General features: G+C 65.5%; 18 protein-coding genes. 12 read left to right on the top strand and 6 right to left on the bottom strand.

The window, feature by feature from the left end:
- Positions 1–3 precede the first annotated feature (3 nt).
- A complete protein-coding gene (locus IFT60_RS02205; protein WP_374000667.1) occupies positions 4–1488 on the bottom strand; it encodes a hypothetical protein in 1485 nt (494 codons plus the stop codon).
- On the bottom strand, positions 1485–2966 hold the full coding sequence (locus IFT60_RS02200) for a hypothetical protein (RefSeq protein ID WP_192049038.1): 1482 nt from the start codon (positions 2964–2966) through the stop codon (positions 1485–1487). The genes IFT60_RS02205 and IFT60_RS02200 overlap by 4 nt, the downstream gene beginning before the upstream one ends.
- A gap of 212 nt (positions 2967–3178) precedes the next feature.
- On the opposite strand from IFT60_RS02200, the gene IFT60_RS02195 reads away from it, so the two are divergent.
- From IFT60_RS02195 to IFT60_RS02175, 5 genes are all read left to right on the top strand, one after another.
- Positions 3179–4219, top strand: coding sequence for a M29 family metallopeptidase (locus IFT60_RS02195; RefSeq protein ID WP_192049036.1), 1041 nt, complete (start codon positions 3179–3181; stop codon positions 4217–4219).
- A gap of 75 nt (positions 4220–4294) precedes the next feature.
- Positions 4295–5515: a sensor histidine kinase gene (locus tag IFT60_RS02190; RefSeq protein WP_192049033.1), complete on the top strand. Its 1221-nt coding sequence runs from the start codon at positions 4295–4297 to the stop codon at positions 5513–5515.
- Positions 5502–6341, top strand: a complete 840-nt coding sequence (locus tag IFT60_RS02185) for a phytanoyl-CoA dioxygenase family protein (protein WP_192049031.1) — start codon at positions 5502–5504, stop codon at positions 6339–6341. The genes IFT60_RS02190 and IFT60_RS02185 overlap by 14 nt, the downstream gene beginning before the upstream one ends.
- 344 nt (positions 6342–6685) lie before the next feature.
- On the top strand, positions 6686–7969 hold the full coding sequence (locus tag IFT60_RS02180) for a type II toxin-antitoxin system HipA family toxin (protein ID WP_192049029.1): 1284 nt from the start codon (positions 6686–6688) through the stop codon (positions 7967–7969).
- Positions 7966–8556: a helix-turn-helix transcriptional regulator gene (locus tag IFT60_RS02175; RefSeq protein ID WP_192049027.1), complete on the top strand. Its 591-nt coding sequence runs from the start codon at positions 7966–7968 to the stop codon at positions 8554–8556. The genes IFT60_RS02180 and IFT60_RS02175 overlap by 4 nt, the downstream gene beginning before the upstream one ends.
- 26 nt (positions 8557–8582) lie before the next feature.
- Here IFT60_RS02175 and IFT60_RS02170 read toward each other — a convergent pair whose 3' ends face one another.
- Genes IFT60_RS02170 through IFT60_RS02160 form a run of 3 tightly spaced genes read right to left on the bottom strand, consistent with a single transcriptional unit; the run spans position 8583 to position 10318 of the window.
- A complete protein-coding gene (locus IFT60_RS02170; protein WP_192049024.1) occupies positions 8583–8978 on the bottom strand; it encodes a response regulator in 396 nt (131 codons plus the stop codon).
- Between the two features lie 54 nt (positions 8979–9032).
- Positions 9033–9737, bottom strand: a complete 705-nt coding sequence (locus tag IFT60_RS02165) for an anti-sigma factor (RefSeq protein ID WP_192049022.1) — start codon at positions 9735–9737, stop codon at positions 9033–9035.
- Complete coding sequence (locus IFT60_RS02160; RefSeq protein WP_192049020.1) at positions 9734–10318, bottom strand: sigma-70 family RNA polymerase sigma factor; 585 nt, start codon at positions 10316–10318, stop codon at positions 9734–9736. Before IFT60_RS02160 ends, IFT60_RS02165 begins: the two co-directional genes overlap by 4 nt.
- Positions 10319–10573: 255 nt before the next feature.
- Between IFT60_RS02160 and IFT60_RS02155 the strand changes: the two genes are divergently transcribed.
- From IFT60_RS02155 to IFT60_RS02140, 4 genes are read left to right on the top strand one after another with little or no spacing between them, the layout of a single operon-like run.
- On the top strand, positions 10574–12070 hold the full coding sequence (locus IFT60_RS02155; protein WP_192049018.1) for a DUF4331 domain-containing protein: 1497 nt from the start codon (positions 10574–10576) through the stop codon (positions 12068–12070).
- A gap of 16 nt (positions 12071–12086) precedes the next feature.
- Complete coding sequence (locus IFT60_RS02150) at positions 12087–12359, top strand: hypothetical protein (RefSeq protein WP_192049016.1); 273 nt, start codon at positions 12087–12089, stop codon at positions 12357–12359.
- Between the two features lie 58 nt (positions 12360–12417).
- Positions 12418–13596: a tetratricopeptide repeat protein gene (locus IFT60_RS02145; protein WP_192049014.1), complete on the top strand. Its 1179-nt coding sequence runs from the start codon at positions 12418–12420 to the stop codon at positions 13594–13596.
- An 8-nt stretch (positions 13597–13604) separates the two neighbouring features.
- Positions 13605–14714: a HupE/UreJ family protein gene (locus IFT60_RS02140; protein ID WP_374011011.1), complete on the top strand. Its 1110-nt coding sequence runs from the start codon at positions 13605–13607 to the stop codon at positions 14712–14714.
- Positions 14715–14744: 30 nt separating this feature from the next.
- Here IFT60_RS02140 and IFT60_RS02135 read toward each other — a convergent pair whose 3' ends face one another.
- Positions 14745–15983, bottom strand: coding sequence for a Gfo/Idh/MocA family protein (locus tag IFT60_RS02135; RefSeq protein ID WP_197986189.1), 1239 nt, complete (start codon positions 15981–15983; stop codon positions 14745–14747).
- Positions 15984–16176: 193 nt separating this feature from the next.
- Here IFT60_RS02135 and IFT60_RS02130 point away from each other — a divergent pair, with 193 nt between their 5' ends.
- The 3 genes from IFT60_RS02130 to IFT60_RS02120 all read left to right on the top strand — a co-directional run bounded on the left by IFT60_RS02130 (position 16177) and on the right by IFT60_RS02120 (position 20095).
- Complete coding sequence (locus tag IFT60_RS02130; RefSeq protein WP_192049007.1) at positions 16177–17067, top strand: serine hydrolase domain-containing protein; 891 nt, start codon at positions 16177–16179, stop codon at positions 17065–17067.
- Positions 17064–17561: a hypothetical protein gene (locus IFT60_RS02125; RefSeq protein WP_192049005.1), complete on the top strand. Its 498-nt coding sequence runs from the start codon at positions 17064–17066 to the stop codon at positions 17559–17561. Before IFT60_RS02130 ends, IFT60_RS02125 begins: the two co-directional genes overlap by 4 nt.
- 125 nt (positions 17562–17686) lie before the next feature.
- Entirely contained in the window at positions 17687–20095 is a 2409-nt protein-coding gene (locus tag IFT60_RS02120; RefSeq protein WP_192049003.1) for a M1 family metallopeptidase, read from the top strand.
- Positions 20096–20112 lie beyond the last annotated feature (17 nt).

Genomic DNA, 20112 nt, shown 5'->3' with positions numbered 1-20112 from the left:
GGGTCAGCGGCCGAGACGGACTTGCGCACCTTCGCGCAGGTCAATCAGCTGGTGGCCGAACAGGGTGGTCTTCAGGCGCGCCACTTCATTGCCCGCCTTGTCGTAAATCGGTTGAATCGTGCCGGTGCGCGCGCGCATCGTACGCTGCTCGTCCTCGACGGTGACGAGCGCGCGGCGCGGACGCATCCAGCCCCAGGCGGCAGCGGCACCGGCCGCCAGCAGCGCCAGCAAGCCGCCGCCCACGGCCAGCAGCGGGCCGCTGTCGTAATGCACGCGCACTTCGATCGGCAGCAGTGCGGTCGATGCCTGCACCTGCGCGGGCGGCGTGAAAATCTCGGGCAGCGGGTCGCCCGGGAACAGTTCCGCCATGCGCTCGCGGAAGCCTTGGGACAAGGCCAGCTTCTGGTCGGCCAGGTGCAGCGCGATCGTCCCCGGCAGTACATAGGCCGAGCCGGCGGATTTCAGCGCCGCCATCGACCACTTGCCGGGCAGTTGCGCCACCGGCAGCTGCAGGGTCGAGCCGAGCGGCTGCGCCTTGCCTGGCGCCAGCGCATCGATGCGGTGGCTAGCCAACGTAACGGCGCGCTGCTCTCCGCCCAGCGTCGAGCGCGCGCTCAGACTGGCGCTGACGATGGTGTACGGGTACATCGTGTTCTCGAGCTGCCAGCCGATCTTCGCATTCGGCGCGCTGGCGTTGGGCGCGACATCGGCGCGCAGCACGCCGTTCTGCGCCATGGCGAAGGTGACGCCCGGCGCATTTTCGACCTTGCGCGGCACCAGGCGCACGGTATCGCGGTCGAGCGGCTTCAGGCGCGCCGGCGGCTCGGTGATGATCCGGCGTACCGCGCCCGACGCCAGCAAACCGTCGAGGGCGCGCGCCCCATCCGCACCGATTGCGAACGCGTACACCATCAAGCCGTTGGCCGTGTAGTGCGCGCCTTTGACAGGCATGCGCAGCGGGAAAGCCAGCGCGGTGCGGATCTTGTCGCCGCTGTGGATCAGCTGGTAGAACTCGCGGTTGCGCAAGCTGGTGGCCTGGTCGTTGTTCGGGCTGTTGCGGTTGTTGGTAACCAGCCAGACGATGCCGTCCTTGCCGCCCAGCGCCTGCGTCATGGCGGCACTTACCGCTTCGCCGAGGTCGGTGTCGGCCAGTGCGCCGCCGGCTTTGCGGGCGGTGTCGAGGCCGGCCAGCGCACTTGTGACGGTGGCGCGCGTGTCCTTGCCGACCGTGGCCGAGACCAGTGCGCGCGGCGATGGCGCGTTCGGCTGCGACTGGTTGAACGCCGCCAGCACCAGCGCGTTGCCCGGCTGCGCCACCGCCAGCGCGAGTTCCGTCACCAGCGGCTTGAAGGGCGATTGCGGATCGCTGTAGAACGGTTCCATCCAGCCCGAGTTCTGGACCAGGAAAACATGCGGCGTGGCCCATGCCGCAGCGCCGCCGCACAGCAGCAGGAAGCCAGCAATGACGCGTAAAAAAGCCGCCGTCACGACACGACTTCCAGGCGCCAGCCGCGCACCGTATTCCAGTCCGGGTGGTGCAGCCACAGCGCGCCGTCGTAGACAAACGGCGTGCAGTCGAGCGGGCGCGCCAGGCGTGCGACTTCGTCGAGGATCACGTTACGCTTGCCGATCCATTCGATCGTGGTCTTGGCGATCGTTCGCCCGGCCAGCGCTTCCTCGGCGCGGCCGGTGTAGGCGTGGAAGCGCAGCACCAGGCCGCTCGGCTGGGCGCGGTTGTTGTTAAAACTGCGCAGCAGCGGCAGCACCAGCGAGTCGTCGGCCACCGCGTCTTCGATGTGCTCGGCCGACCAGGGCTGGTCGAGCACCGGATGGCCGCGCCGGAACAGGAAATTGGCAAAGCCCAGGCGCGCGCCGTCGATCGGTTCGACCTGTGGATTGTCGGCCCCGAGTTCGAGGAAGGAATAGGCCTGGCCGTCGTGTCCGATGTGCCACAGGCGGCCGTCGCGGCTCTGGGTCGGCCCGCCGAAATCGAGCTTGGGCGTCCAGCCGCGCGGCCACGGCGTCCAGCGCGGCGCCTCGCCCGGGCGCCAGACCAGCTGCCCTTCGGCGTGCAGCCAGAACAGGCGGTTGTCGTAGCCGATCGGACGCTTCCAGCCAGAGGTCGGGGCGCCGGGACAATCGAAGGTAGTGCCGTTGACGAAGTCGAGCTGGGCGTCGAGCAGGTGCAGCACACCGTCTTCGACGTACAGGCAGCCGACCTGGCGCCGCATCACGCCGGGACTTGAGGCCAGGCGCCCGGCGAACAGCAGTTCGAGGCGGTAGCTTTCGTTGACCGGATTGATCCACAGTCGCGACAGACCCGTATCGAGCGGCACGATGCCGACTTCGCCGCGCGCCGGGTTCAGCGCCGGCAGCCAGCTGTAGCAGCCCCCGGAAAAGCGCAGTTCGTTGCCCGCTTCCTCGGCGCCCATCACGTGCCACAACTGGGCCAGCGGATCCCAGTATTGCAGCACGCCGCGCGCCGGGGCCAGCGCCAGCAGGCGCTGTTCGGGAAAACCGTAGCTGCCGGCGATGAATTCGCAATGGGCGTTGGGCGGCGCCGGCATCGCCAGTTCGGCGCGGTTCGGATGCGGCGCCGCCGGCCGCCCCTCCAGGCGGTCGCCCAGCGCCAGCGAGGTGACCGGCAAGCCGTGTGGCACGTGGCGCGGCAGCGCCTGGTCGCTGGGGGCGCCCCACCAGTCGGGCTGGTGATGGTGGCGCCCCTGCAGCCGCTCCAATGCGGCGCCGCAGGTCGGGCAATACGCAAAACCTTCGGGGTAGATCGGCGCGCAGGCGCAAGCAGCGGGTAGCGAGGCGCCGAGCAGATGGGCGACGTCGGGTAGCCGGCCGCGTGCATGCGCCAGCCAGTCGATCGTGCCCAGGCCTTGCGTGGCCTGCAGCGCGAATTGCCCGCTCGTCTCGTCTTCCAGCCAGGTGCTGGTCGGCGTGTCCCATTGAATTGCCATCGTGCTCCGCCGTCGGTCTTGCCGTGATTAGATATGCATGTCACCCACGTACCGCGGGTGGCCATTGCTGTCTAAATAATAACTGCCCCGGCACCTTCGCGGCGCGCCGTTCGGGCGGTAGCGCCGCGCGGCACTGCCGGGCGCGCCATCCGCGCCTTTGGGACGCCGCGGGGAGGACCGTATAATGTGCGCTCCACTCGCGCACGCTTCCCATGACCACCCTCGCCCCCACGCCCGACCTGCCGGCGCACGCCATCGATGCCGCCGCCGCCCACCTCGACAACATCCTCGCCGTCGCCATCGAACACGGCCCCGCGCACCAGGCACTGGTTGTCTACGACACGCGTACCGGCCTTTCCCGGGCGCTGGTCGAAGCTTACCGGCGCAACCTGCCCGACGCCGACTTCCTCGACTTCGACAGCGTCGACGCCGCCGAGGTGCTGGCGCGCTTTCGGCAGTTGAAGCCGCAAGACCTGGTGGTGCTGGTGCAGTCGACCAATTTCAGGTTGGAGGCGTTCCGGATTCGCGTCGAACTGTTCAAGCTGGGCCTGAAGGTGGTCGAGCACGTGCACCTGTCGCGCATGCCCGGCATCCAGGGCGAGCACTACATCGCGGCGCTGGAATATGATCCGGCCTACTTCCGCGGCGTCGGCCGCGCGCTCAAAGGCCGTATCGATGCGGCGCCACATGGGCGCGTGTGCGGGGGTGGCGAGGAGCTGGTGTTCGCCTCGCGCTTCGAGCCGGCCAAACTGAATATCGGCGACTACAGCGGGATGAACAACGTCGGTGGCCAGTTCCCGATCGGCGAAGTGTTCACCGAGGCGCTCGACCTGGAAGCGGTAAACGGGCGCGCGCAGATCCACGTGTTCGGCGATACGTCGTACCTGTCCAATCGGCCAGAAGTGCCGGTGACGATCGTCGTCGAGCGCGGCCGCGTCGTCGCTACCGAACACGCCACGCCCGAATTCCAGCGCGTGCTCGACATCATCCGCGCCGACGAGGGCGAAGTCTGGGTGCGCGAACTGGGCTTCGGCATGAACCGCGCTTTTACACGCGAGCGCCGCGTCGACGACATCGGCACCTACGAGCGCATGTGCGGCATCCACCTCTCGCTCGGCGCCAAGCATGGCGTGTATCCGAAATCGGGTTTCAAACGCAAGGATGCGCGTTACCACATCGATGTATTCGTGGTGACGGACGCCGTCTATCTCGGCTCAGAACGCGTGTACGCGGATGGCGCCTGGTGTCCTTGAATTAATGAATTTGACGACGACAAGTGGTAACATCGCAGGGTTGCCAATTATTCATATAAAACAGGTGGGATTGGAATGAACGAGGACCTTTTGAAGCGCGTGGACGAGATCCAGGCGATCAGCGCGGTGCCGAAGATTCTTGAAACGGTCGCCGCCATGACCGCGCTGCGTTTTGTCTGCATCGCGCACGTCACCGACGAGGCGTGGATCGCCTGCGCCGTGCTCGACAAGCTTGGTTTCGGCCTCGCGCCGGGCGGACAGCTCGATGTCAAAACGACACTTTGCGAGGAAGTGCGCGACAGCGCGCGCGCCGTCATCATCGACTGCGTGCGCGATAGCGAGCGCTACCGCGAGCATCACACGCCGCGCATCTACGGCTTCCAGAGTTATTTCTCGATTCCCATCTTCCGCACCGATGGCAGTTATTTCGGCACCCTGTGCGGGCTCGACCCGGAACCGGCGCGCCTGAGCGACAGCACGACCGCCTCGACAATGCACCTGTTCGCAGAACTGGTCTCGAAGCAGCTCGATGCCGACGTCAAGCTCGTCGCCGCGCGTGCCGACCTCTCGATCGAACGCGAAACGGCGGAACTGCGCGAGCAGTTCATCGCCGTCCTCGGCCACGACCTGCGCACCCCGCTCGGTTCGATCCTGCTCGGTACCGAGTTGCTGGCGCTGAAGCATCCCGACCCCGAATCGCGCCCGGTCGTCGAGCGCATCCGCCGCAGCGCCACGCGCATGGCGGCGCTGGTGGACGACGTGGTCGATTTCACGCGCGGCCGCATGGGCACGGGCATCCCGATGCGCCTGCGCGACGCTGCACTCGACGGCACGCTCGAACAGGTGGTCGACGAAATGCGCGGGCTGTATCCGGGGCGCGCGATCGAAGCGCAAATCACCCCCGGCTTGCGCCTGCGCTGCGATCCCGAGCGCCTCGCCCAGCTGCTGTCGAACCTGCTGAAGAACGCGCTGGTGCACGGCAGCGCCGACGCGCCGGTGCAGGTCGTGGCCGCGACCATCGGCGGCGAATTCGTGCTGTCGGTCGCCAACGGCGGCCGCGAACTGCCGCAAACCGTGATCGACAGCCTGTTCAAGCCTTACTGGCGCGCCGCCTCGCGTTCCGGCAGCGAAGGCTTGGGACTCGGCCTGTACATCGTCGACCAGATCGCGCGCGCCCACAACGGCACCATCGAAGTCAGCTCGCAGGGCGGCACCACGGTCTTCCTGTTCCGGCTGGTGGGCGCGAGTTTGCCGGCTGCATCAGCCACCACGCGGCCCGCCCATGCTGACGGCTGAACAGCGCACAGGCTACGACCGCGACGGCTTCATCGTCCTGCCCGGCTTCAAGGACGCGGCGCAGATCGCCGCGCTGCGCGCGCGCGCCGAAGCCATCGTCGACGCTTTCGACCCGAACGAATCGCGCGCCATTTTTACGACGCGCGACCAGGAACGCGCCAGCGACGCCTGGTTCCTTGGCTCGGACAACACGGTACGCTGCTTCTTCGAGGAAGAAGCCTTTGGCGCCGACGGCCAGCTGCGCCAGCCGAAAGCGCTGTCGATCAACAAGATCGGCCACGCGATGCACGACCTCGACCCGGTGTTCTCCGCCTTTACACGCGACCCGAAACTGGCGCAGGTGGCGCGCGACCTCGGCCTGGTGCAGCCGCAGGTGTATCAGTCGATGTACATTTTCAAGCAACCAGGCATCGGCGGCGAAGTGCGCTGGCACCAGGACGCGACCTTCTTCGACACCGACCCGATCAGCGTGACCACCTTCTGGTTCGCGCTGGAAGACGCGACGATCGACAACGGCTGCCTGTGGGCCGAACCGGGCGGCCACCGCGGCCCCTTGCGCGAGCGTTTTATCCGCGACGGCGATGCGATCAGGATGGAGAAGCTGGATGCGACGCCGTGGCCGGACGACAGTACCGCGGTGCCGCTGGAAGCGGCGGCCGGGACGCTGATTTGCTTTCATGGACTGCTGCCGCACTACAGCGCGCCGAATCGGTCGCCGGTGTCGCGTCATGCGTTTACCTTGCATGCGACGGATGCGGGGACTGTGTATTCGGCGCGGAACTGGATTCAGCGTGGGGCGGATTTGCCGGTGCGGGGATTTGACTGAGCGGCTTTTATAAGCCGCGTAACGCGTGGAGTCTCACGCCCCCCCAAACCCCGACTGCGCCAGCGCCCGCATCAAATCCGCCTTGAACACCGCATGATGAGCGTGGCGCTCCCGCCAGTGATGCTAGTCAAACCTGTCTAGCAGCTCAGCAATCATAGCAGTCAAATAGTGTATCAGGCCTTAGCCGTACTGGCAGCCTTCAACCAGGCTGACACTGCCTGCGAGTTCAAGTGACGCAATCTTGTTTCCAGCTGATGCACTTCAAGATGCGATATACTTCTATCAGTATCTTTTAATGCACTTTATTTCATTCATAAGCGCATCAGCGTGCGTGAAAGCGGACCATGGACTGCCACATCGAGCTATTTCACGAAGGCCAATGGCTTGAAGCCGCACAGGTGAGCTTTCCAGACAGGGTACAGAACGGCTTTCGGGCAGACGGCTGTGTGTTCGAATACGATCTTCATTACGCGTTCGGCGACGCCCCTCCGGTATCGCTGACCTACCCGGTTAACGCCGATCGTCATGTCCTGCAGTCATGGCCAGCCTTCCTGTATGACTTGGTACCCCAGGGCAATGGGCGCAGGTTTCTCCTGGACCGCATGCAGCTTCCGGATGCGCAGGCATCTGACCTGCCGCTGCTCTGCGCCGGCGCCTTCAATCCGATCGGACGGCTGCGCATCCGCGAAGCGGTGCACTACTTCGAACGACATGTCGAGCGGCACGGACTGATCACAGATGGTTTCGCGTTCGATGAACTGTTGGCGCGCGCGCCAGACTTTCATGAAGCGATGATGGTGCACGGTATGCTGGCGGCGGGCGGCACGGGCATCCAGGGCGTCGCTCCAAAATATCTGCTGACCGAAGCAGATGACGGGAAGTGGTATCCAGACGGGGCGCTGACCGATAGCGGGGCGCGGCGTCACTTCATCGTCAAGCGTCCGCGCGGGCCTTCCGAGGCTGACCGCAAGGTGCTGCGCAACGAGGCGCGCTACATGGAAGTCGCGCAACGCATCGGCATCCGAAGTTTCGACCTGCCGTCCCTGCACGAAGACATGCTGTTCATCCCGCGCTTCGACCGGCGCGCACAGAATGGCCGTGTTCTGCGTTTTCACCAGGAGAGTGCCGCGTCGATCGCCGGTCTCGGCGGATTCGGCATCCAGGCCAATCAGTTCGATTTGCTGGCGGCGATCCGCAAGGTCGTCGATGCGCCCCTGGAAGAGACGATCGAATTCATCCGGCGCGACGTGCTCAACCTGGCAATGCGTAATCCCGACAACCATGCTCGCAACACGGCCGTGCAGACCGTCGATGGCGTCACCCGTCTTACGCCCCTGTTCGATTTTGCGCCGATGTATCTTGACCCGGAAGGCATCACACGCGCGGCGCGCTGGTATCACCCTGCAACCGGCAAGGAGCTGCAACGCTGGGAAGATGTGCTGGCCCATCTGGCCCTGCCTCTGCAGGAGCGTGCACAACTGGTCGAGGCGCTGGTACGCTTCGGCGAACAGCTGGCAACCCTGGCGGACTGCATGCGCGAAGCCGGCGTCGACGAAGATATCGTCGATTTCGTTACGCCCAGCATTGCCGCGCAACGCACCCAACTTCTGGCACTGAGATCATCATGAGCAAACGAAAACCGATGGACAAGGCCCAGGCCCGAGAAAGGCGTAACCAGTTGCTGGAGTCGGCTGCAGGGGCAAGGCTGTCGCTGACCGAAGGCGTACGCGAAATGCGCGCAATCTCAGGCATGACGCAGGAAGACTTTGCGCGCCACCGCGAGGTCAGCGCGCGCGTCATCAAGGCGATCGAACTTGGCCAGGGAAATCCGACAGTGGCGACGCTGAATCGCATTGGTCAGTTCTTCGGGTTGGAAGTCGGATTTGTTCCAATCAAGCGCCAGCAGATAGCTGCGGCATTGCCCCACGCGGATGCGGTGTCGACAGGCGTGCTTGCGCAACCGGCTACTGTTACTATCGACGCCTGGACTGCCAGTGCGATTCGTAATGAAGTGTTCAAGGAGCTTGAAACCGTGCTGATGTCGGATGACTTCGGCAGAATTTTTCGTGAGGGTTTTCGCAGCGCCATGCGCGAGGCAGCTGAACCTGACGCAATCCCTGAACACCAAAAACCCAATTCAGAACAATCGCAAGAACGCGTATTCAGCGATGCCCAACTACCTGTCGCGCCTATCCGCAATAAAAGAAAGTCGTGATTTCCTGATGCGTACTTGCGTGTCGCTCACGCGCACCCAAACCCCGACTGCGCCAGCGCCCGCGTCAACGCCGCCTTGAACACCGCGTAATCGATCGCCTTTTCCACGAACTCTCCTGCACCCAGCATACGCGTACGCACGCGGTCGCTGTCGTTGCGCGAACTCGACAGGACGATGACGGGGACGTCGGACAGGAAGGGTGTGGAGGCGATGGCCTTCAATACTTCAAAGCCGTCGACCTTGGGCAGGTTCAGGTCGAGCAGGACGACGTCGAAGTCGTGCGCCCGGCGCAGTGCGCGCAGCGCTTCTTCGCCGTCCGAGACCACGACCACTTCATGATCGGCGGCGCAGCCCTGCAATACCCGGCGCGTCAACGCAACGTCGAAGGGCAAGTCGTCGACAATCAGGGCTTTTTTGACCATTGGTCGATGGTACATCAAATAGCGGCCCAGGCAGCAGCGGCGCAAGCATGATTTCTACATCAGCCGGACCCAGCTGCCTTTATAGAGGATTGGCCCGCTCGGCCCGTCGGGACTCGGCGAGCCGCCGGCCGGTTCGAGGCTGACCGCCAGTACCGCCACGTCGGCGCCGATGGCACCGGCGGGCAACGGCAGCGTCAGCTCGCGCCGGGCGCCCAGCACGCCCAGCGAACGCGGTCTGCCGGTGCGTGGTACCGCCCACAGTTGCAGCGCCTGTTGGGCCGTGAGCGGCACGTTCGCCACCACCTTGACCGTCATGCGCCTCCGTTCGCGGTCGGCCGTTACCACCAGTGCGGGCCGGGCCTGGGCGTCGGTCAGGCTGGCGATGTCGCTCATGGGCGTTGTGTCGGGACGCCCGAGCAGCACCGCCACCAGCAGCAGCGCGGCCAGTGCCGACGAGGCCAGGCCGACGCCGCGCCACAGGCCGAGCGCGCCATGGCGCCAGAGCTGCCAGGCCGGGGCAGCCGGCCGCAGGCCGAGGCGGTTCTCGATCGCGCGCCAGATGCGCCGCGGCGGCGTCACCGGTACGGCGAATTCGGCCATCACGCCAAGGCGCTCGTGCCATTCATGCGTGGTCCGGCGCAAGGCGGCATCGCCATGCATCAGGCCTTCGAAACGGCGCCGCGCGTGGCCGCGCAGGGTGCCGAGCACATATTCGGCGGCCAGGCGCTCGCGCAAGGGCTGGTTGCCGCGCAGGTTCATGCGGCGCCCCGTGCGCTCAGGCAGGATTGCAGGCGCGCCAGGCTGCGCCGGATCCAGGTCTTGACGGTGCCAAGCGGCAGCGTCAGCCTTGCCGCGACGTCGTTGTGCGACAGGTCGTGGAAGAAGGCCATGCCGACGACTTCGCGGTGTTTCTCTTCCAGCGCCGCCATACAGTCGGCCAGCGCTTGCGCGTCGCTGCTCATCTGCAGCCGGTCGGCCGGCGTCGCCGCGCCATCGGCCAGCGCCTCGAGCGCACGGCTGTCGAGCGCAGCATCGTCGCCTTCGTGGCGGCTGCGGCGCAGCACGTCGAAGGCGCGGTTGCGCACGATCGTCGTCATCCAGGTCATCGGTGCCGACAGTGCACCCTCGTATTCGCCCGCATGCTGCCAGATCGCCGCGAAACTCTCTTGCAGCACCTCTTCGGCCAGTTCGTGGCGGCCGAGAATGCGCAGTGCCAGGCCATACAGCCGGGGAGAACTGGCGTCGTAGAGCGCGCGGAACGCGCCGCGGTCGCGCCGCCCCGCCGCCTGCAGCCAGGCCCGCAATTGCACCGGATCGGTTTGTGATGCGGCGCTGCTCACAGTGTGCTTTTTAATGGAGGCATGGTCATGGCTGTCGTGATGTTGTTAATAAAAATACCACAACCTCCACTGCGCACCGCAGGAAAATAATTTGAATCCATCTTGCCGTTTGCTGCGTATATGTGTGTACGGCCTGGTCTGATTTGAAATATCTCCTATCCTTATCGAATCGTGCGACGGCCTGTCAGCCTAATCAATATCATCAAATTTGTACTGCAACCAATAATTAAACAACGTAGTCAACCGGAGAGCGCGATGAGACACATGCAGAAAAAGAGCCTATGGGCGGCGGCGGTTTTGACGGGAAGCGCGCTGCTGGCGCTAACGGGGCCGGCAAGCGCCTCCAGCCACCGCGAAGCACCCTTTTTGACGAATTCGCCGAAGGTGGACGGCACCGATTTCTACATGTTCCGCAGCTATGCGCCGGGGCGCGAGGGCTTCGTGACGATGATTGCGAATTTCATTCCGTTCCAGGACCCGCAGGGCGGGCCGAACTTCTACCAGTTCGACCAGAACGCCCTTTACGAGATCCACGTCGACAATAACGGCGACGCGAAAGAAGACATCACCTTCCAGATCCGCTTCAAGAACACCTCCAAGCGCACCGCCCTGAACATCGGCGGCAAGCAGGTGCTGATCCCCCTGATCAATTCGTCGACCATCAGCGGCGTCAATCCGGCGTCGCTCAACGTGCGCGAAACCTATACCATCGACATGGTCAAGGGCGACCGCCGCAGCGGCGCACGCACCCGCCTGGCCGCGGCCAACGGCACCACCGAGTTCGACAAGCCGGTCGACAACATCGGCGACAAGGTCTTCGGCGGCGCGACCGGTTACGAAACCTATGCCAACCAGCATATCTACGACATCAACGTACCGGGCTGCGGCGCCGGCCGCGTGTTCGTCGGCCAGCGCAAGGAACCGTTCTACATCGCGGTCGGGAAAATCTTCGACTTGTTCAACCTGAACCCGCTCGGCGCGGAATCGGGCGGCAACCGCAACGACCTGGAAAGCAAGAACATCAGTGCGATCGCACTCGAACTCCCGGTCGGCTGCCTGGCCGTGGCCGGCGAGCCGGTGATCGGCGCCTATGCCACCGCCAGCCTGCGCCAGGCGCGCCTGCTCAATCCGGCGCCGGCATCGGGCATCAACAACGCGACCAAGGAAGGCGCCGCCTGGGTGCAGGTGTCGCGCCTCGGCATGCCGCTGGTGAACGAAGTCATCATCGGCCTGGACGACAAGGACCGCTTCAATACCTCCAAGCCGAAGGACGATGCCCAGTGGGCCAACTACGTGACCAATCCGGTGCTGCCGGCCGTGGTCGAGACGTTGTTCCCGTCTGCCAAAGCGCCAACCAACTTCCCGCGCACCGACCTGGTTACCGCCTTCCTGAAGGGCATCCCGGGCGTGAACCAGCCGAAGAACGTCGTGGCCTCGGAAATGCTGCGCCTGAACACCAGCATCGCGCCGACCGCGCTGGCGTCGCAGAACCCGCTGGGCGTGGCCGCCGGCGACAATGCGGGCTTCCCCAACGGACGCCGTCCGGGCGACGATATCGTCGACGTCGAACTGCGCGTGGCGATGGGCGCGCTGTGCGTGCTGACCGGCGCCAGCGATGCCCTCGGCGTCGGCTGCAAGCCGGCCGATGCACCGGCCGGCGCCCTGCCGCTGACCGACGGCGTACGCAAGAATGCGAGCAATTTCAGGGCGGGCTTCCCCTACCTGAACACGCCGCTGCCGGGCAACCAGTAAATCGAGGAGCGCAGCCATGTCCATCCATCTCCTTTTGCGCCGGCGCGGCGCCCTCGCCGCGGCGCTCGTGTGCACGGCGCTGGCGCTCGCCGCCTGCGGCGGCGACAGCAAGACGCCGCACGTGAACCTGCCGCCGGGCGGCGGCACGCCGCCGCCGGTGGCGAGCGATTCGTTCTTCGACTACGTGCTGGCACGCGTCAACACCATGCTCGACAACGATGAGCCGGCCGCGATCGACGGCGTGACCGAAACCCGGCCGGAAGACACCGAGCCGAAACCGCTCGGCTGACCGTAGTGCAAGGCGCGGGGCGGTTCGCCGTTCCGCGCCATCCCTTACCAAGGTTTCCATGCCCGGCAAGACCTTTATTTTCTTCGCCTGCGCCTGCCTGCTCGCCGGCGCCGGCGCGAACGCGGCGCCGTACATTCCTTCGAGCGGCGCCCAGGTGCTCGAACGCCTGCCCGGCGGCCTCGCCCCCGCGCGGCGTGCGCTCCAGGAAGCGCGCAGCGCACTGCGCGCGCACCCGCACGACCTGGCGCTGGCCACGAATCTGGCCCAGCGCTATATCGAACAAAGCCGGCGCGACGGCGATCCGCGCTATCTGGGATACGCTCAGGCCGCGCTGGCCCCCTGGTGGGACCAGCCGCAGCCGCCCTCCCCGGTGCTGGTGTTGCGCGCGACGCTGCGCCAGAGCACCCACCAATTCGGCGCCGCGCTGGCCGACCTCGACACGGTCCTGCAACGCGACAGCGGCAACAGCCAGGCCTGGCTCACGCGTGCCACCGTGCAGACCATCACCGGCGATTTCGGCGGCGCCCGCGCCAGCTGCATGCGCCTGTATTCGCGCGCGCCGCAACTGGTGGTGCAAGCCTGCCTGTCGAGCGTGGGCAGCGTCAGCGGGGACGCCGGCGCCAGCTACGAACGCCTGCGCCAGGCCCATGCCGCGCGCGCCGACGCCGGCCCCGAACTGCGCGCCTGGAGCGCGACCCTGCTCGGCGAGATGGCCGCGCGCCTCGGCCGGCCTGACGCGGCCGAGGCCCACTTCCGCGAAGCGCTCGCGCTCGACCCGGCCGACAGCTATCTGCTGGGCGCGTATGCCGACTTCCTGCTCGAACGCGGCCGCGCCGTGGAGGTCGTTGCCCTCCTGCGCGACAAGACGCAAGCCGATGCGCTGCTGCTGCGCCATGCGATCGCGCTGAAAACCACGGGCGCGCCCGGCGCGGCGCAAGCCAGTGCGGAGCTGGCGGCGCGCTTCGACGCCGCCATGCGCCGGCGCGACAACGTGCACCAGCGCGAGCAGGCCCGCTACGAACTGGCGCTGCGCGGCGACGCGCCGGCGGCGGTGCGCCTGGCCAAGCTGAACTGGGCGGTGCAGAGGGAACCGGCCGACCTGCGCATCCTGGCGCAGGCGGCGCTGGCCAGCCGGGACCCTGAAGCGCAGGCCCTGGTGCGCGCCTGGCTGGCGTCGAGCCGGCTCGAAGATGCCGGCATCGCCGCCACCGTGGCGCGCCTGGGGGGCAAGGCATGAGGATATTGTTGTGGTTGGTTTTGCTGTTCGGGTATGTGCTGCCGGCGCAGGCGCACAAGGCGAGCGACAGTTATCTCAGCCTGGCGGTGCAAGGCGAACGCATCGACGGCCAGTGGGACATCGCCCTGCGCGACCTCGAGATGGCCGTCGGTCTCGATGCCGACGACGACGCCGCCATCACCTGGGATGAAGTGCGCGCGCGTCACGAGGCGATCGCCGCCTACGCGCTGGCGCGCCTGCGCCTGTCGAGCGACGACGCGCCTTGCCCGCTGCGCGTGACGCAGCACCTGGTCGACACCCATACCGACGGTGCCTATGCGGTGCTGCGCCTGCAGGGCGCCTGTCCGGCGGCGGTGACCACCCTCGCGATCGATTACAACTTGCTGTTCGACGTCGACCCGCAGCACAAGGGCCTGCTGCGCCTCGCGCATGGCGCCGTCACTACCAGTGCGATCTTCGCGCCCGACACCCGCAGCCAGGCGCTGGCGCCGGCGCTGCAGTCGCGCTGGCGCCAGTTCGCCGATTATGTGCGCCACGGCGTCTGGCATATCTGGATCGGCTTCGACCACATCCTGTTCCTGGTGTCGCTGCTGCTGCCTGCGGTGCTGGTGCGCCAGGACGGCCGCTGGCAGGCGCGCGCCACGCTCAAGGCGTCGGCGCTCGACGTGCTGGCCATCGTGACCGCGTTCACGCTGGCGCATTCGCTGACCCTGACGCTGGCCGCCCTGGGCGCGCTGGCGCTGCCTTCGCGCCTGGTCGAATCGGCGATCGCCGCTTCGGTGGTGCTGGCGGCCCTGAACAACCTGTGGCCGCTGGTACACCGCTGGCGCGCGCTGGTCGCCTTCGGCTTTGGCCTGATCCACGGTTTCGGCTTTGCCAGCGTGCTGGCCGACCTAGGCTTGCCGCAGGGCGCGCTGGTGCTGTCGCTGGTCGGCTTCAACGTCGGCGTCGAGCTGGGCCAACTGGCCATCGTGGCCGCGTTCCTGCCGCTGGCCTACCTGCTGCGTGGCGGCCTGTTCTACCGGCGCGTGGTGATGGCGGGCGGCTCGGCGCTGATCGCGCTGGTGGCCGTGATCTGGTTCGCCGAGCGCGCACTCGACCTGAAGCTGCTGGCGTGAGCAGCCCGCCCTGCCGTCAGGCCTGCCGCTTCAAGACTGCTCCTCCGGCTCCGGCCCGCGCGTCTTGCCCGGCGGCGTCAGCTTGACCGGCCGCCCGCTGCGCGCCGATGCGTAGATCGCTTCGATGATGCGCTGGTCCTGCAAGCCCTCCTCGCCCGGCGTGTGCGGCTCCTTGTCCTTGCGTACGCACTGGGCAAAGTGGTCGAGCTCCCTGGCGAACTGGTTGCCTTCCTCGATCTGCAGTTCCGACGTCTGCTCCCGGCCCTGTTCGACGCGCGAGACGCGCAGGCGGTTGCCTTCATAGGCATAGGCTGGACTCATCTCGGCCCAGGTGCTGGCGCCGTTCAGGCGGTACATCTGCGATTTGTGCGAACTGTAGCCGGTCGAGCAGGTGGCAACGAAGCCGCTCGGGAAGCGCAGCGTGAACTGGCAGCTTTCCTCGACTTCCTTGAAGCGCGCGTCGCCCGGCGTCGACCAGGTGTGTCCAATGACTTCGACCGGTTCTTCCCCGCTCAGGAAACGCGCCTGGCTGATGCAGTACAGGCCGACGTCCGGCAGCGGTCCGCCGCCGGCCAACGCCCGTTTTAAACGCCAGTGCTGCGGATCGCCCATGTTCTGCGAATTGACGGAGGTAAATTCGCGCAGCTCGCCCAGCTTTTTGTCCTTGATCATCTTGACCAGCCCGCGCTCGAGCGGCGAGTACTGGCGGCGGTAGGCAATCATCAGCTTGCGTTTGGCGCTCCTGCAGGCGTCGATCATGCTCTGGCATTCGGCTACCGTGTTCGCCATCGGCTTTTCGCACAGCACGTGCTTGCCCGCCTTGGCGGCGCGGATCGTGTACTCGGCGTGCATGCTGTTCGGCAGTGCGATGTAGACGCCCTGCACTTCCGGCATCTGCGCCAGCTTGTCGTAATCCTTGTAGTCGAGCACCGCGCTTTCGGGAATGTTGTACTGGCGCGCGATTTTTAATGCCTTGGCGCGGTCGCCGCTGACCAGCGCGACCGGTTTCGCGTGCTTGCTCTGGGCGAAAGCCGGCAGCATTTCATTTACCGAGATACGTCCGACGCCAACAATCGCGATGCCGACCCGCTCGTTCCACGGGTCGCCCGGCGGTTCGGTCTTTTCCGGCTTTTCGGTCTTGGTTTCGATGGGCGGGAAGGTAACTTTATCTTTTTCGGCTGCGCCCGCTGCCAGGGCGGGACTCGACAGGGCGGCCAGGGTACCCACATAGCGCAGGAAATCACGGCGTGGCGCTTGGTCTTGACTCATGAAATGCATCCTTTCGGCGAATGCTGCTGTTAGATGAGAGTGGATGCAAATCCTCGCACACTGCCAAAAATGACAATTTTCTATTGCCTATAGTTCATAACCGTCTGTCGCACCAGGGTGCAATCCGTCGCATTGCCTCCTTCATGTCGATGATTTGATGAAATCATAGGATTTTGAACAGCTGGAGCCCGCCATGCACACCATCGTCCTGAACGACCGCTTCCTTTCACGCCGCCGTTCAACCGGAGCGCGCGCCCTGTTGCTCCTGCTGTGCATGCCGGCGCTGGCATGGGCCGGCATCGACGCCGAGATTGCCCGCGTCGAGCGTGGACTGGGCGCGCCGGTGGTGCTGGCCGGCGCGGCGGCGCCGTCGCGCACGCTGGCGGACGAGATGGCGCGCCTGCACGTCCCTGGCGTCAGCATCGCGCTGATCCGCGGCGGCAAGATCGCGTGGACGCGCGGCTACGGCCTGGCCTACCCCGGCGGACCCGCCATCACGCCCGACACGCTGTTCCAGGCCGCTTCCATCAGCAAGCCGGTGACGGCCATGGCGGCATTGCGCATGGCGCAAGAGGGCCGGCTCGCTCTCGATGCCGGCATCGAACCCTTGCTGACGGGCTGGAAGCTGCCTGCGGCGGACGGCGCCGCGCTGGTGACGCCGCGCCGGCTGTTGTCGCACACGGCCGGCATGGGCGTGTCGGGCTTCCCCGGCTATGCCGCCAACGCACCGGTGCCGACCCTGGTGCAGGTGCTCGACGGCGCGGCGCCGGCCAACACGCAGCCAGTGCGCGTCGAGACGGCGCCGGGCAGCGCCTGGCGGTATTCCGGCGGCGGCTACAGCGTTGTCCAGCAGGCGCTGATCGACCACACGGGGCAAGCTTTCGACGTGCTGCTCGACGAGACGGTGCTGGGCCCGATCGGCATGCGTGACAGCCGCTTCGCCCAGCCGCTGCCCGCCGGCCTGCTGCCGCGCGCAGCCCTGCCGCACGACGAAGAAGGCAAGCCGATCAGCGGCGGCCCCTATACCTATCCGGAACGGGCGGCGGCAAGGGCGTGCTGTCGCCGCGGATGGCGCGCACGATGACCACACCGGTAAAAAACGGCTATGGCCTGGGCCTGAACATCGAAGGCACAGGTACAGCGCGCAGCTTTGCCCACGGCGGCAGCAACATGGGCTACCAGAACACCATGTTCGCTTATGTTCATGGCGACGGCGCCGTGATCATGACCAACGGCGCCAACGGTGCGGAACTGGCGAACAGCGTGCTGCGCGCCCTCGCCGCCGAATACAAGTGGCCGAGCCAGCATCCGCAAATACGCAAGGCGGTGGTCCTTGGCGCCACTGCGCAGGAAAAGCTGGCGGGCCGCTACGAGATCAAGGGACTGGGCGACTTCCGCATCGCGCGCAGGGACGGCCGGTTGATGGTGGCGCTGCGCGGGGACAGCTGGGAGCCGCTGTATGCGGTCTCGCCGACGCGGCTGTTCGTGCTCTCGCGCGAACTCGACCTGTACGTGGATGGCGATGGCGGGCGTCTCGTTTCCGGCTCGTTCGACGTGCGCTTCCAGCGGGCGCCGTAATCTGCAAAGGCTGATGCGTGTTGCGTATGCATCATGTATCAGCTTTTTTACAAATCGGCTCCAAGCTTGCTCGAAAGATACCATTAGAATCGTTTCTCCAAATTATCTATAAAAACAGGGGAAACATGATTCGTTTGCCAATCGCACTGGCGGCCTTATGCCTCAGCGTCTCCGCCTTCGCGGCCGATCCTTTCGACGACAAATTCCGCCAGCTCGACGAGCTGCTGCCGACCGCGTCGACCGTCCGCACCGCGTCGGGCGCGCCGGGCCAGGCCTACTGGCAGCAGCGCGCGGACTACACGATCCGCGCCACCCTCGACGAAGCGAACCGCGCGATCCGCGGCGCCGAGACGATCACCTACCATAACAATTCCCCGGATACGCTCAACTATCTGTGGGTCCAGCTCGACCAGAACATCTACAAGCCGAACTCGGACGCGCGCATGTCGGCCACCTCGGTCTCGCGCGAGGCGTGGGCCAAGCCGCGCAGCCCGGAAGAAGGCATGAAGTTCGACGCCCTGCGCACGACCTTCGAAGGCCTTACTTTTGATGGCGGCTTCAACATCACCAACGTGAAGTCGGGCAGCCGCACGCTGGCGCACACCATCAACCGCACGATGATGCGCATCGACCTGCCGCAGCCACTGAAACCAGGCCAGCGCTTCACCTTCGAGGTCGAGTGGAACTACAAGATCAACGAACAGAAGGTGCTGGGCGGCCGCTCGGGCTACGAGAAGTTCGACGAAGACAAGAACGACCTGTTCGAGATCGCGCAGTGGTTCCCGCGCATGGCGGCCTATTACGACGTCTATGGCTGGCAGCACAAGCAGTTCCTCGGCGCCGGCGAATTCACGCTCGAATTCGGCGACTACGACGTGGAAATCACGGTCCCAAGCGACCACATCGTGGCTTCGACCGGCGTGCTGCAGAACCCGGGTTCGGTGCTGACCTCGGCCCAGCGCGAGCGTCTGGAACGCGCGAAAAAATCGAACAAGCCGGTGATCATCGTTACCCAGGCCGAAGCCGAAGCAGCCGAGAAGTCGCGCGCAGGTGTCAGCAACGGCGCCACTAAAACCTGGCACTTCAAGGCGAAAAACGTGCGCGACTTCGCGTTCGCTTCCAGCCGCAAGTTCATCTGGGATGCGCAAGGCATCAAGAGCGGCGACACCGACGTGATGGCGATGTCTTACTATCCGAAGGAAGGCAACCCGCTGTGGGAGAAGTATTCGACCCAGGCGGTGGTGCACACCATCGAGCAGTACAACAAGTATTCGTTCGACTATCCGTACCCGACCGCGATTTCCGTGAATGGCCCGGTGGGCGGCATGGAATACCCGATGATCTCGTTCAACGGCCCGCGTCCGACCAAGGACAAGAAGACCGGCGAACTCACCTACGGCAAGCGCACCAAATATGGCCTGATCGGCGTGATCATCCATGAAGTGGGCCACAACTACTTCCCGATGATCGTCAACTCGGACGAGCGCCAGTGGACCTGGATGGACGAAGGCTTGAACTCCTTCGTGCAGACCCTGGCCCAGGAAGCCTGGGAAGAGCAATGGCCGGAAATGCGCGGCGAGCCGCGCCTGATCACCGACTACATGAAGAGCCGCAACCAGGTGCCGATCATGACCAACTCGGAGTCGCTCCTCCAGTTCGGCAATAACGCCTACGCCAAGCCGGCCGCCGCGCTGACCGTGCTGCGCGAGACGGTGCTGGGCCGCGAACTGTTCGACTTCGCCTTCCGCGAATACGCACAGCGCTGGAAGTTCAAGCGCCCGACCCCGGCCGACTTTTTCCGCACCATGGAAGACGCTTCGGGCACGGACCTCGACTGGTTCTGGCGCGGCTGGTTCTACACGACCGACGCGGTGGATGTGAGCATCGACGGCATCAGCGAATACACGGTCAGCTCGCAGAATCCGGAAATCGAAAAAGCATGGCGCCGCAAGATGCGCGACGCCGAGCCGACCTCGCTCACCGACCAGCGCAACAAGGGCATGCCGCGCCGCGTCGACGCGCATCCTGAACTCAAGGATTTCTATAACGAGCATGACGACTTCACCGTCACGAATGCCGACCGCAACAAGTTCAACGAGTCGCAGGAAAAGCTCGAGGACTGGGAAAAGGCGCTGCTCGCATCGGGCAAGCACCTGTACCTGGTCGACTTCACCAACATCGGCGGGCTGGTGACGCCATTGGTACTGGAGATCCAGCTCGCCAGCGGCAAGAAGTACGTCGAGCGCATTCCGGCCGAAGTGTGGCGCTACTCGCCGAAGAAGATCACGAAACTGATCGTCACCGACGAGCCGATGACCAGCCTGGTGCAGGATCCGTTCTGGGAAACCGCCGACATCGACCAGAGCAACAACGCCTGGCCGCGCAAGCTGACCCCGTCGCGCCTGGAACTGTTCAAGACCGAACGTGGCGGCAACGACATGATGAAGGACTTCAATACCAAGTTGAAGACCAAGGAAGAAAAGGCGGCGACCGCCGAGGAACCGAAGAAGGAGACGGTGCCGAAGGTGCAGTGACGATGTCGTAGGGTGGA

This window comes from Massilia sp. CFBP 13721, from assembly GCF_014842025.1.
Lineage (GTDB): Bacteria > Pseudomonadota > Gammaproteobacteria > Burkholderiales > Burkholderiaceae_D > Telluria.
Note: the sequence above shows the minus strand (reverse complement) of the source record. Positions and strands in the feature narration are given on the sequence as shown.